Source organism: Pedococcus soli, assembly GCF_054782575.1.
On the sequence record NZ_BAAGSF010000003.1, the window covers coordinates 195,712 to 209,150 of the forward strand.

Sequence of the window (13,439 nt, forward strand, 5' to 3'; positions counted from 1 at the left end):
GCCGGCGGACGCCCGGCGACGGGAAGCGTGCGCACCAAGAACGGGCGCGTCTACGCCTCGCTGCCCCCGGCCGAGGGCCAGGCTCGAGACGAGGTCCCCTTTGGGGCCGACGAGAGCGGCGCCAAGCAGTGGATGCAGGCGGCCATGGCCGCCCGGGCAGCCGGGGTGCCCGTTCCCGACCCCCGCGCGTACGGGGCCCTGCGCGGCCTGAAGAGCGCTACCCCCGGCCACGCCGACCCTGACGGCCGGCCGGCAGGTCCTGCAGGCACAGCGCTCGGGGTGAACACGGTGACGACGGCGAAGGTGCCCGCACAGCAGGATCCTTCTCCGGTGGCTCACCTTGCGCACGCCTTCGTTCCGGGACGCGGGCACGACATCGCCGCGCTCTTTCCGCTCTTCGTCACCCACTACTACCGCAACCTTGACGCCGCGGACGCTGCGCGTGAGGTGGCGGTCGAGGACCTCTGGGCCGCCCACATCATGCCGTTCCTGAAGGAGCAGGCCCGCACCGCGCACGGCAGCGATGTGTTCTGCGTCGAGGAGCTGACGTTGGTGCTCTCCGGGCAGCTCCGGTCGCGGCTCCTGGGTAAGGACGCTCCGAACCTCGAACTGGACCACAGCGTCAAGCCCGAGCTCACAGGCTCGGTGTCCGTGGAAGAAGCCGTCGTCTTGACCGGTGCCAGCAAGGCGACCATCAACCGCCGTCGCCGCGACGGGCGCTTCGCGGGTGCAGAGCGTGTCGACGGACTGTGGATGATTCCGCTCAAGGACCTGCGCGAATGCGGTCTGCTCGACGGGGAGCCATTGCGGCGCGGGCGGCCGCGACAGGGCGCTGGACTCGGTACCGGCAGTGTCGGGAACATCATGTGGGTCCTGCAGAAGGTTGTGGAGTTCGCGCGCAACAACGGCGTCGTCATCGTGGGCAACCCCACCGCTGGCATGACGTCCAAGCGCTCCCGGAACCGCACCCCACGGGTCGACCGTCCCGTCGTCTCCTTGGGCACCACCCGCACCTTGGCGGCACACATGCACGTTGTGCACCAGGCCGTTCTGTGGATGATGCGGCTTCTGGGCATGCGCATCTCGGAGGTGTACGGCATCAAGGTCTCGGACATCCTCGACGACGGTGGCCGCTACGCAGTGGTGCGTCTTCGGGCGCAGGGCGGCCGGAAGTTCCTCGTACGGCGCGGCGAGGACATCGTCAGCGTTGACGAGAAAGAACAGCTGAAGAACGGAGAGTCCTACCGCGGCATCATCGTCACCGGGACAGTGCTTGCCTTCGTGCGAGGACTCATCCGTGTGTTCCACACGGCGGGGGACGGCACGGTCGACTGTGACGCCCGGCTGATTCCCGGACTTCAGGAGGAGGGCAAAAGCGGTCAGCACAGCTTCCGCGCGGCACTCTCGTCGGCGTTGGCAGCAGAGCGACTCAGCGACCTTGGAAAGCTCGAGGACAAGGTCGTTCCGCACGACCTGCGCAAGGGCCTGACGACCGACCTCGAGTGGTCCGAAGGGCTGCATCGCCTCGCACTGCTGAGGATGTTTGGTCACGCTCCGGGCGACGATGTCCACGGGCTGGCCTACACCCTTGACAAGCCCAACCATGCCGCGAGCCGAGCCGTCGCTGGCCGCGTCCACGAGATGGTCGAGGCTGAGCTGAACGGACTCACCGTTGTTGCCACAGCCAAGGAGCCGAGCTGGGGGAAGGACAATCCCATCCGGGCGCGACGGGAGCACGTCCGTGGGGCACTGGCGGAGCTCGGTTGGCTCGCCCTTCACGTGCCTGCAGCGGACGAGCTGTCCGAACCCGTTCTCGACGCCGCCCAGGTCGCCTCCCTGCTGAGCCAGCCCGTATCGACGGTGCGCACCTGGCTCGCAGCCGGTGTCATCCCGGGGGAGACTCACCCCGGCCCGAATGGGCGCGACCAGTGGTACGCCCGGATATCCGATGTCGAGAACTTTCAGTCCATGGAAGCCTCCAAGCTGCACCTGAGCGACGTCGCCGCGGAGGTGGGGGCTACCTACCACCAGGTCTATGTCGCCATGAACCGACTGGGCATCGAGCTTCCCCGAGACCAGCGGACGAGGGAGTACCTCGTCAGCGAGGAGGCCCGAGGAATGCTCGTGGCGGAGTTCGGCAACGTGCGGGCCATCGCGAGCCGCACCGAGTCCGTGAACGAGGCGGCAAGCCGTCTCCGGGTCTCGTCGTCAGTCGTGCTTGCGTGGATACGGGCCGGCCAGCTCGAGGCGGACACGGCGAGCAGTGTCGGCGAAGTTCGCCTGATGACGGGGTCAGTCGATGCGCTGATGCTTGAACGGCCACAGACTCGGAAGAGGGCTGTCGCCCACACTTCGCCAGGGTGACTCACCCGGCGTAAGGGCGGCTCACAAGCGCTTCGGACCAAGGGAGCGCGCTACCTCCCGTGACTGGACGTGCCCCAGGGCGTTGCTGATGCAGATCCGCGCCCTCGGTCTGAGGTCGATCCGCGAATGACCTGGTCGGGTTCGAGCCGGACGCCGTGGGCGTCCGCTGGCTGGCTGCTGGGGGCGACCGTGGCGAAGTTGTTTCCGGAGGCGCCGATTCGCGAATCTACGGGCCGGGGTGAGCGATGTCAGCCTTCCCATGGGCCTCGCATGGGTCTCGCATGGGCTCGCACTTGACTCACAGTGGCTCCGCGGCACTCCTCGGGTCCGGCTGAGTCCACACCGCAGCGGATTCATGGGGTGTCCCACGGGCTGCGCGCCGACGGCTGGAGGGCGCGTGTCGCCGGGCGCACTCCAGCGCAGAAGGCTCGCTGCGGCGTCAGCAGTCGAGCGGCATCGTCACGTTGGCTTCGCTCGCGAGTCGCGCACGCTCGTGCGCGGTGTGAGCCGGTGAACATCCCGCCAGATTAACGCGGCGCGTCGCCGCGTTAATCTGCCTCCTATTCGATTTGTGCCGCGTATTCTGGATGTACGACAACCAAGGGGGAAGCAATGGGACTACCGGTCAAAACGACCATGGATGACGTCGACACGATCATCGGGTACCTCAAGAACAAACCTACCGGCGCAACCATCGCCGATGCGAAGGCGATCATCACGGGGAAGCCGCTCGACCCGCGGAAGATGAACGCATACAAGACCTGGGGGCTTGTGGAACTTCAGGGAGAGAAGGTGTTGCTGTCGAACGAGGGGTGGCGCATCGCCCGCAAACCGGAGGAAAAGGCACAGGTGCTGTCAGCAGTCATAGACCGCACGCGCCCGTACCGCGGCGCGGTGGAGTGGGCACATCATCAGGAGTTCGACACGCTCACGCTGAACGACCTGACCGCGCACTGGCACCAACACCACAGTGAGGCGCTCGGTACCACTATCGAAGGCTCCATCAAGGATGCTGTCACGTGCTTTTTCAATCTCGCGGAAGGTGCAGGTCTTGGTTCCTACGTCCTCGGACGTCGCGGAACTGAGACGCGGTTGGAGCTGAACAAGGGAGCGGTGAAGTCCTTCGTTGAGTCGGGCCCGTCCGTTCCGCCGTGGACCGGGCCCTCCCTCGAGGACGACCCAGCTGAGGCGGGGGCTGGCGCGCCAGAGCCGATCGATTCAGCTGACGAAGCGAGCCCGGTGCCGCATGACAGTGAGCAGCAGGAGGCGGCACCCCGGGGTGCCTCCGGAAGCGCGCGACGGGCTGGGGACAAGCTGCGGGTGTTCATCGCGCACGGTCAGAACATGCGGGTCGTCGAACAGGTTCAGACAATGTTGGATCTGGCTGACATCGTCGCTGAAGTCGCAGAGGAGGAGGAGTCCACTGCTATCCCAGTGCCGAACAAGGTGCTCGCGGCGATGCGTCGCTCAGACGCCGGAATCATCTGCGTGAACGCTGATGAGCGTCGCAGGCATGAGAACGGTACGTACACCATCAACGAGAATGTCCTCATCGAGATTGGTGCGGCATTCGTCCTCTATGACACGCGTGTGATCTTGCTCTGGGACAAGCGGCTGCCGGTCCCGTCGAACCTCCAGGGTCTGTACCGCTGTGAGTACGAGGGCGAAGAGATTGGTTGGGATGCAGGCATGAAGTTGATGAAGGCCGTCAGCAAGTTCCGAACCGACAGCTGAAGCAGTTTGCCTCGGCCCTCCACTCGAGCGTGCACGGGTGGAGGGCCGGACCGTTCGCAGAAGCCGGGCGGCACTCGGTGAGCCCACCGATCTGGTGGTCACGATGGCTACGTGACAAGTTCCAGGGCGGTAGCCCGCGGTGTCGGCGTGGTCTGGGCCTCTGCCCTGAGAGAGCCCCCGAGACCGGTGCCGGTGACCGGTTCCAGGTAGGCGGTGGGGAACGCAACTGTGGCCCACAGCCCCTCTGGGCTAGGAGCGCGTCGGCAGGTCGTGCACAGGACGCCGAAGCCGGAGGCGGCCACCTCGGGCAAGAGGGCGACTGCCGCCGCCCACGCGCGGCGGCAGCCGTGCGGGCAGGGGATGAGCTGCACGCGCGACTTGTGGCTGCCGGGCAGGTAGCGCAGGTACTGCGGCCGGCTGACGCCCTCCGAGCGCTGCACGGGCCTTGCCAGGGCCCGGACGGCGTCTTCGCTGACCCCCATGGCGAGTGCGGCGTCGCGGACGCTGACGGTGCGGGCTTGGCCGCTCTGGTCGAGGGTGGCGACGAGCTGCTGGACCCAGCGCACGTCGTCGGGACAGGCGGCGTCGCCCCAGCGGAGGGTGGGGTCGAGGTAGGTGGATGAAAGGAGGTCCACCCAGCGCTTGGGCCAGGGGAGTGACTCGACGGTGTCAGCGTCGCCTGCGACGAGGGCGTGGACAACCTGCCGCACAGCGTGTACCGGGTGATCGACGAGGGCGTTCTTCGCACCGCGTGAGGTGACGCCGTGCTGCACCAGCCAGGGCATGATGCGGGCGCTGAGCAGCCGCTTGCGGCTCACCTCGAGGACCTGCGCGACGTCGTCGAGGCTGCGGCCCTCGTCGAAGACATAGCGGGCGACGATGTGGGGTGTCGCCAGGGCCTTCCCGGGGCGGCTTCGCACGTTGCGGATGACCCCGTCCAGTCGGACCACGGCCTCACCGCCGTCGCGCAGGGGTAGCGCTGCGGCGGCCTGCCAGTGCATCTCGTCCCCCCGGACGCTGAACGCCCAGTCGCGGAAGACGCGGTCGGCCAATAGGCCGAGTTGCCGGGTGCCGCGGCCGTTGGTCCGGGCGGCGCGTTCCAGACCGACGACCAGGTACGCGGCGACCGTGACATTGGCCTCGGCCGTGGCCTCCCTATCGGAGACCTGCGCGTCGCTGAGTGCGTCGATCTGGCGGGTCAGCTCCGCAGCCTGCAGCAGCGCCTTCTCGGCGTCCCTGTCCCGGTCGGCCGCCATCGCGTCGTACTTGTCTGCACCCAGGAAGTCTTGGGCGGCAGCGCGACGGCCCGACTGGATGCGCAGCGCGTCTGCATCCTCCGAGGCCGTCTGCGCGACCGCTTCGGCTGCCGTCACCCGGGCTCGTAGCGCCGGGCGGCGGTCGATCGAGGCGATGCTGGCTCGGACGAGCTCGGCTGGGGCCAGGGTCTCCGGGTCCAGAGCCTTCTCCACTGCCGCGTCCAGGGAGACGGCGACGGAGGCTGTCAGCTCTGCGAGGTTGCCTGTCCCGGCGATGTGGTCGGGACGGTGCTCGCCGGCACCCACCCAGTGCCAGCTGGTCTGTCCCTTGCACTGGCCGACGGACTGACGTCGGAACAGGACGATGAAGTTCTCGCGGCCGCTGTTGTTCTGGCGGGCCTCGACGCCGAGCTCGGTGGCCTCGTCGGTGTAGCGCGCGTCCGGGTGACCCGGCTCGCGTGTCCAGTTCTCGAAGCGCTGAAGCACCCGTCGCTGGCCGTCCTGGTGTGCGCGTCCACCGGTTGGTCGGGAGGGGGACCGGAGCTCCCGCAGCAGGCGGGCTCCGACCTTGCGGCAGGTCTCGTCGGACAGTCCGAAGCGCGGGATGGGCATTCCTGTCTGCGGGTCGACCGGCCAGGGCCATGGCGCTGACAACACGTCGAACCAGCCGTACTCGTCCTTCTCGTCGGCGTAGGTGGCGGGGACGCCGTCGAGCACGAGACCGCGTCCGCGGATGTCGTTCTTGAGGCGGCGGTGGTACCGGCCGGTGCGGACCAGTTCGGGCTTGGCGATGAACTGCAGGGTGTCGGTATCGAACAGAGCGCCGGGGTCCTCACCGGCCTCGTACCGATCGATGTCCTCGGGAGTCGGTGCGGCGCCGGGCGCGAAGTTGGACCGGACGAAGATGCTCTTGGCAGCGTCGTACGTGGCTTGGGGGTTGCCGGCCATGGCGGCGTACGTGGCGCCGGGGTCGATGTGGGAGCGGCGCTCGATCTTGCCCGCCTGCTCGAGGTCGATGAGCTGTGCGCCGATGGCGTGCCACGGTGCTCCGTTCGCGGCCATGCGGTAGAGCTGCGCGAGTGCTTGGACGCGCTCGGGCTGTCCCTCCGGCAGCAGTCCCTTATCGCCCTCGCGCACCGGGCGTCCGTGCTCGTCCCGCTGCAGCCGCCACCCGTGCGGCATCTGCCTCTCCGAGAGGGCAGCGCCTCCCGTGCGGTACTTGAGCAGACGCTTGCCGGTCAGCTTGTGGCGTCGCAGCGGGTCGTCGTTGGACGCGACAAGACCAAGAGCGCCGAGGGCGAGCTCGTCCCCGGGGTTCTTGAGGTCGTACTCGCGCCCACCAAGAACCATGCGGATGTCACGCACCCGCGCCTTGGCCTTGAGCTGGGCCCAGTCGGCGGCGTCACGGCCGGCCCGGGTGACGTCGTCGGCCCAGCGGACCCGGGTGAGGCTGGGGTAGTGGCTGAAGAGTGCGAGGCACAGACGCGAATAGCCGTTCTCGTCGTCGCCATCGTCGCGAATGATGTGCCGTGTGGTCGATGACAGGGTGATGCTGACGACCAGGTGGCCGTCGACGAGGACAACCGCGGCGATGGGCTCCGTGCCGGTGGCGTTGTGGTGCAGGTCCTGCATGCGTACCCACCGGATGCCGTACTTGGCCCCGACTGCGGGGTGCTGAGGGTCCCAGGCTTCGTCGGGCCAGGCGCTGATGGTCTGGATGGCCGGGTCGGAGCCGTAGATCGAGTGGTGCACGCCTCGTTGGGCGGCGATGCCGGCGCGGTCGCCGACGATGGAGAAGCGGGTGATGTCGAGGGTCACCGGGCAGCCGTCGGGCAGGAGCCGCGCCAGCGGCAGGTAGACCTTGTTCGGGGTGTACAGGTTGTTCACGAGTCCTCCAGAGTGTTGGGTGCACGCAGCACCGTGCTGGCAGGACCGTGAGCGGCATTGGCTGCGATACAAGAGCCAGCACTCATCGAGATGGACCGGGACTTCTACACCGTGCGAACAACCCTGTGGGCGACGCGCATGCGGACGAACTCGGCGCCCAACGAAGGGTCGACGGTGGCGAACTCGTCAGTCGTCATACCGCGAAGGCGCGAGACCTGCCCGCGGTACACGGAGGCCGGGGTGGTGACCTCGAAAGGTCGGGGGAGGGGTAGTGGCTGAGGCATACAGGGACAGGTTGAGGCTGTAGGACTGGGGCCAACCCGGGTGGCCCTTGAGAGGCAGCAATAACCCGAATGGGTGTCCCCCTTGTGGGTGAACCTGCCGCCTCCACAGTGGCAATCGGGTCACCAACAAGGCCCCCACTGACAGTGGGGGCATGAGCCCCTCACGCTGTGGTCATCTCCGCTGGAGTTCACCGTGACACCAAACCAGCCGCTGCGCGCCACCCGCGTCGCAGCCAGTCCCACACCACCGTCCCGCCGCGAGGAGTCCAGACTCCTGCGCTTGTGGATCCAACTGACCTACCGCGCCGCTTCCGCGGCCGCCCACGGGTCCGAGGAGGAAGCCTCTCTTCGCGCTTCACAGATGCACGTCGAGGAGGCGCTCCTCGAACGGTTCCCCACCTGCGAGCCCCTGCTGACCGAGCTGGTTATCTGGGAGTCCGCCTTGCTGCACGACGGAAGCGGCGTGCCCATCAGCGCGTGCCTACTGTGTCGACGGGCGGCCCTCGAGCTCCCTGCCGGCGTGCCGCTGCCCGTCCCGACCAAGGGAGGAAGCCTGTGAGCCTCTCCGCCCTTCCAACGCCAGAACACGACCTGGTCGACGTCACCGCCGACAGCTTGGTTCTGACGAACCTCGTGGTCCCTCACCCCGAGACCGTCGCCATTGCCCGCCGCCAGCTCACCGAGCACGGCCCAGACGCCCTGGCCGACCTCATCCGCCGAGCGGTCCCCGTCGGGCTACTCGCCCTCACCACCGGGGCCGCAGCCACCGACACGGCCGTCATCCAGCGCACGCTGGACGACTTCGCACGCAACGTCGATGACCGTTCCGCCGCTGCCCTTGCCGGGTTGAACCAGACCTTGGACCGGCTCAGGGACGGCGAACAGGCTGTCGCCAAGGCAGCCCAAGATGCACTGAGTCGGCTGCCGGCCCAGCTCGAGAGCGTGTTGTCCGCCGAAGCAGGCAACGTGCGTGCGGCTGTCGCAGAAGCGGCTCGGGCCGTCCAGGACACCGGTACTGCCGAAGTCCGCGCCGCCCTGACGCAGCACTCCGAGTCGGTCCGGAACGCCCTGTCCCTCGACCGAGAAGGACCGGTACAGAGCCTACGAAGCGACATCCTCGCTGAGCTCAACGGCACCCGTCGGGAGCTAAGCGAACAGATGACGACCGTGCGCGGGCTCCTGACGGCCGCCCAGGCGACCACGAAGGCTTCCGCCAAGAACAGCCGGGCCATCGGCGCCGACTGGGAAGAACACGCCATGGGACTCATCGCCGATGTCTGCGCTGCTGCAGGAGACCAGTTCACCGCGGTTGGCGCCCAACGCGGCGTCAACGCCACGACGCGTCGCACCGGTGACGGGTTGGTGACACTGTCGCCGGCCATCACCGGGCATGGACGCACGTCCGTGCACGTCGTGGTCGAAGCCAAGAAGCGGTCCCGACCGATGACCGCGCAGGCCCTCAAGGCTGAGGCCATCACCGCTCGGGAGGTTCGCGGAGCAGCGGGGTGCCTGATCTTGGTGCCCACCCCCGCTGAGGTGCCAGGAGGAGGACGGTTCGCCCGTGTGGACGACCTCTCCTTCGTCGTCGCAGCCGACGACCCGGACACGCTCAGCCTCGTGTACCTCACGACTCGAGAGCTGGTCGCCCTGGTCACCGTTCGCCAACACGGCGACGACGGCGTGGACATCGCGAAGGCGCAGGCCCAGCTTCAGCACGCGCTGACTCTGTTGAGCGAGTTCGACGATGTCGGCCGGCTCGCCGGAGCGGCAAAGAAGAACCTGGAGAGCCTGCTGCTCACCGGGGCCAGGGTGCGCACAAGGCTGCACGACGCCCTCACCGCGGGTCTGGCGACGCTGCACCCGTGAAACACCTCGAGGGAGGGACGCATCATGCGTCCCTCCCTCGCTGTCGTATGGACAGGCCCTCCCGGCAACCGACTACACCAGGGGTGCGCAGTCCTCAGGAAGCGCGGAGAGCGCAGCCAAGCGCACCTCCGTCACCGCTGCGGCCCAAAGCTCCACGCACTCCCAGCCGCACCCGGGATGCGATGGCGGGTCCTCACCGCAGATGCCACCACAGCGGGCAGCGCGTGCCACTGCGATGACGGCTCCGCGGTTGCATGGGTGCGTGGTCGCCGAGGCGGAAGGGGATTCGGGGATGGGGCTGATCGTCGTCATGAGCCGGACCGTGCGGAGTTCGCGCCGGTCGGCCACAAGGTGCGGGTTTCCGGTGGAGTGTCCGCTCGTCTGACTTAGGTCACTCCATTCCAGGCGGGACCGGGTCCAACCTGTTCGAACACCTCAAGGCCGAACCCTCGGTGGGCAGCCGCATCGACCGACGCATCGAACTGCGCCACCACACCACCGGCCGCATGCTCGAGCTCCTGACCGCTCACCACCGGCACATCGCCGCAACAGACCCGGGCTCCTGTTCACCTTCGACCGCGAGTACGCCCACGGGTCATGGCGCAAGTGTTCAAAGCTTCTGCTGACCCTCGCCAACGACTGGGGCAGCACCGGTCCCATCACCGTCGCCGACGCAACCGACGCCATCCACAGCATCGACGGGGTCCACCCCAACCTCGACCACAAGCCAACCCGTCACCGGCGTCCGCGATGACCGCTACGCCATGGCACACAGCCTCACCCGGCCCGGTTGCCGTTCTCTGCCCGCCCGAGGAGATGAGCAACCTCGTCCGCACCCTTCGCACCTACGCCGCCCACCATGACGACGCCGCCTGGATGCACCCGCGCCCCAACGCTAGACGGCGCCTCGTCCCATCCCTGAGCCAGGACCTCCTCGACGCCATCGGCGTCGTCGGCGTCGCCACCCCACGCGCCGTCGGCGAAACCCACCTGCTGCGCGCCCTGACCCACCTGGTCCACGGACCCGTGCGCCACCTGCTCATCGACGACGTCAGCCTGATGCCCACCTACGTCCTCGACGAGCTCCACCAGGTCGCGCTCGTTGCCGGGGTTCAGCTGTGGCTGGTCATCGACACCGGCGACCAGCCCTCCGCCCGCGGCACCGGCCGCACCCGCGACCAGCACGCAGCCGACATCGTCGAATGGGTCCCGGCGACATCCACCGTCATCGCACCCGCCGACATCCTGGGCCGATGGGCCGGCCGCCCCCACCTCACGCCGAACTGCCAGCCGCCCTCACACAAGTGGTGGCACACCTGCTGGACCCCGGCCGGCCGTACGCCACCGCGTGCCCCGACCACCAGGAGGTCACCGACACCACCACCGCAAAAGTCCAGTGCCTCCTGGCCGGACTGCGTCGCGCGCTCACCGCCGGCACCGTCACTGCCGCCACAGCCCGGGCCCGCCTTGTCGAAGCAACCGACCACCCGGACACCACGGTCGCAGACCGGTGGGCCCTGACAGCTGCCGGCCGGGACCTGCACACGCCCGGCACGGACGCCCTCTGGCAGACAAAGCCCGCCGCCCACGCCGCCGCCCTGCGCGACGTCGCCGCCGACGGGTGCAGCCTCACCCACGACGGCAACACCACGCCGGTGCACCCGATGCGACAGCCTGCGCTTGCCCGGCTGCGCACTAGCCGTCGCCTTGCCGGGGTCCTACCCACCGAACCCATCGACGGCATCTTCGACCAAGAGCCCGGCACCCCAACGGCGCCGCGTCTGCGGCCAAGGCCCTCGCGGCAGTGAGACGCCCCGACAAACGGTCACTGCGCACGCGGAATCCTGGACCTAGCTGTGCGACCTAGCCCGTGGTCAGCGCGGGTCAGCGCGGGTCCATTCGACGGCGGTGAGGGCGTACCCGTAGGTGTCCATCCACTTTCCTGACCGGTGCAGGGCATCCGCCTGCGCGTGCAGTTCACGACGCAGCCCGACACGTTCCATCAGCCGCCACGACGGAGCGTTGTCGGCGAAGCAGGTGGCGGTGACTCGGTGCATACCGAGGTCGTTGAAGCACAGACGTAGGAGCTCTCGTGCGGCTTCGGTGGCGTAACCGTGCCCGGTGTGAGCTGGGTCAAGGACCCACGCCAGCTCAGCCTGGCGGCCCTTTCCTTGTGGTTCGGCCTCCTGCTGGGTCCAGGCGTCCTCGACCCGGAGCATGAGGTCACCGATGACTTGACCGCCGCGCTCGATGATGAGGGTGACTGCGAGGCGCTGCGCGTCCACGAACCTGTCGCGGTAGCGGACCGGGTCCGTGGGGAGCTCGGTCAGCCAGTGGGCGACGTCTTCACGTTGGCGGAAGGCGAAGGTCGCATCGGCGTCGTCCGTGGTAGCTCGACGGATGGTGAGTCGGTCGGTCGTTCGAGGCCATGTCGCCCGGTTGAGCGGGTCCGACACCGAGGGCTGTGGGGCGGGCGCAGTGTCGATGGACAGCAGGGGCACCGCGAGGTCCCGGAGGCTGGTGAGAACGCCGTGAAGGGCTGACTGGTCGGCGATGGGTCCACTCAGGGCGGTCGTGCCGTCCGGGCGGTGCGCGATGCTGAGACCGCCTAGACGGCTGGACCAGTGGGGGTCGAGGTGGCCGTCGATGCGGATCTCGTAGGTCGTGTTCATGCGTGGCTCCCGACGGTGGTCTTGGGCGGCGTTGGGCTGCTGATGCTGGGTTGACGGCGGATGGCCCATTCGGCGATAGCGAGATTGAGAACCCACGCTGCCCCGCGGGACGCGTCGAGGGCGAGGGGGCCGTGACCGAGGACGGCGCCCCCGATGCCTTCGGTGAATGCTTGGGTGCCGGCGGCGAGTGCGATGGCGTACGTGCGGGTCATCCAGGCCCGGTGTGCCTTGACGTCTGCGCGCCGGATGGCGTTGATGCCCAGGGTGAGGCCGGTAAGCATCGCCGGCGCGAACACGAGGCGCAGCACGTACAGGAGTGGTCCGGAGTCGGGTTGTGGTGGGACGAAGACGGTCAGCCAGAGCGCTGAGCCGGCAACGGCTGCTCCGGCGGCGATGGTGAGGCGGCCGGCCCTTCGATGCCAGCGTGGGTGTCGCTGGCGGACCTTGGGTGCGAACTGGAGGGCACCGAGGAGGGCGTAGATGGCGGCGCCGACGATGTGGATGATGACGGGCAGCGGGGAGGCAGTGAACCGCGGGTCCGATGGGATGAGTGCGGGTCCTCCGGCGAGCTCGACCACTCTCGCGGTGCCGGCCATGAGGGGGATGGCTGACAGGGTGATGAGTGCGGCCGGGATGCGCCATCCCCGCTGCCGGCGGTTCATCGGACCGTCACCGCCGGGGTGGTGTGCCCGGCCGCGACGACGGAGCCGGTGCTGGTGGAGGTGACCTTGCGCTGGTCGTTCCACAGGGAGATGCCGAGGCCGATGAGGGCGAGGCCGGTGGGGACGGCCAGGGGCCGGTTGAAGGACTGGGGCAGGACGGCGAGGGCGGCGGTGGCGACGTTGCCGACGGCGAGGAGGGCTGCGGCCCAGCGGTTGAGCACGCCGGCGCGGAAGGTGGCGATGCCGAACAGGAGGCCGCCGAGGATGTAGAAGCCGCCGGTGACCGCGAAGACGGTGGTGAGGGCGCCGATGTCTCCGTCGGCATTGCCCTTGAAGGCGGCTGCGATGACGTCTCCGGTCCAGCCGGGGTCGAGGCGGGCGGTGGTCGGCAGTGCGAACGCGGCCATGAACGTGGTGGCAAACATCATCAGGAAGCCGGCAGACAGGGTGAGGTAGCCAACCAGACCGACAAGGCCGGCCTTGGCGTGCTGGCGCAGGTACATGCCGGCGATTCCGGCCAGGACGAGCCCGGACATGACGGTCTTGGCGGTGTTTCGGACCACCCAGTCAGCGGTGGTGGCGGACTCCACGGTCATGGCGGGGTGCTTGACCTGGACGGCGATGTAGATGGCTCCGGCGACGGCGGCGGCAAGGCCGGCGCCCTGACCGAGACGGGAGGTGGGGACGTTCATGACGGATTCCTTTGGCTCGGTG

General features: G+C 68.4%; 10 protein-coding genes. 5 read left to right on the forward strand and 5 right to left on the reverse strand.

What is annotated here, in order from left to right; translation table 11 throughout:
• Positions 1-27: 27 nt before the first annotated feature.
• A complete protein-coding gene (locus ACYVKF_RS03915) occupies positions 28-2,364 on the forward strand; it encodes a hypothetical protein (RefSeq protein WP_460964968.1) in 2,337 nt (778 codons plus the stop codon).
• Positions 2,365-3,000: 636 nt separating this feature from the next.
• Complete coding sequence (locus ACYVKF_RS03920; RefSeq protein WP_460964970.1) at positions 3,001-4,098, forward strand: TIR domain-containing protein; 1,098 nt, start codon at positions 3,001-3,003, stop codon at positions 4,096-4,098.
• 107 nt (positions 4,099-4,205) lie between these two features.
• On the opposite strand, the gene ACYVKF_RS03925 is transcribed toward ACYVKF_RS03920, so the two are convergent.
• Positions 4,206-7,241 carry a hypothetical protein gene (locus ACYVKF_RS03925; RefSeq protein ID WP_460964972.1) on the reverse strand — a complete coding sequence of 1,012 codons (3,036 nt, stop codon included), beginning with the start codon at positions 7,239-7,241 and terminating at the stop codon, positions 4,206-4,208.
• Between the two features lie 564 nt (positions 7,242-7,805).
• Here ACYVKF_RS03925 and ACYVKF_RS03930 point away from each other — a divergent pair.
• Complete coding sequence (locus ACYVKF_RS03930; RefSeq protein WP_460964974.1) at positions 7,806-8,084, forward strand: hypothetical protein; 279 nt, start codon at positions 7,806-7,808, stop codon at positions 8,082-8,084.
• Positions 8,081-9,391 carry a hypothetical protein gene (locus ACYVKF_RS03935; RefSeq protein ID WP_460964976.1) on the forward strand — a complete coding sequence of 437 codons (1,311 nt, stop codon included), beginning with the start codon at positions 8,081-8,083 and terminating at the stop codon, positions 9,389-9,391. Before ACYVKF_RS03930 ends, ACYVKF_RS03935 begins: the two co-directional genes overlap by 4 nt.
• A gap of 777 nt (positions 9,392-10,168) precedes the next feature.
• On the opposite strand, the gene ACYVKF_RS03940 is transcribed toward ACYVKF_RS03935, so the two are convergent.
• On the reverse strand, positions 10,169-10,576 hold the full coding sequence (locus tag ACYVKF_RS03940; protein WP_460964978.1) for a hypothetical protein: 408 nt from the start codon (positions 10,574-10,576) through the stop codon (positions 10,169-10,171).
• 122 nt (positions 10,577-10,698) lie between these two features.
• On the opposite strand from ACYVKF_RS03940, the gene ACYVKF_RS03945 reads away from it, so the two are divergent.
• The gene (locus tag ACYVKF_RS03945; RefSeq protein ID WP_460964980.1) at positions 10,699-11,199 is read left to right on the forward strand and encodes a hypothetical protein; all 501 of its coding nucleotides are present in this window, start codon (positions 10,699-10,701) and stop codon (positions 11,197-11,199) included.
• Positions 11,200-11,265: 66 nt separating this feature from the next.
• Here ACYVKF_RS03945 and ACYVKF_RS03950 read toward each other — a convergent pair whose 3' ends face one another.
• Genes ACYVKF_RS03950 through ACYVKF_RS03960 form a run of 3 tightly spaced genes read right to left on the reverse strand, consistent with a single transcriptional unit; the run spans position 11,266 to position 13,417 of the window.
• Positions 11,266-12,063: a GNAT family N-acetyltransferase gene (locus ACYVKF_RS03950; RefSeq protein ID WP_460964982.1), complete on the reverse strand. Its 798-nt coding sequence runs from the start codon at positions 12,061-12,063 to the stop codon at positions 11,266-11,268.
• Complete coding sequence (locus ACYVKF_RS03955; RefSeq protein ID WP_460964984.1) at positions 12,060-12,725, reverse strand: DUF2306 domain-containing protein; 666 nt, start codon at positions 12,723-12,725, stop codon at positions 12,060-12,062. The genes ACYVKF_RS03950 and ACYVKF_RS03955 overlap by 4 nt, the downstream gene beginning before the upstream one ends.
• Positions 12,722-13,417, reverse strand: a complete 696-nt coding sequence (locus tag ACYVKF_RS03960; RefSeq protein ID WP_460964986.1) for a hypothetical protein — start codon at positions 13,415-13,417, stop codon at positions 12,722-12,724. Before ACYVKF_RS03960 ends, ACYVKF_RS03955 begins: the two co-directional genes overlap by 4 nt.
• Positions 13,418-13,439 lie beyond the last annotated feature (22 nt).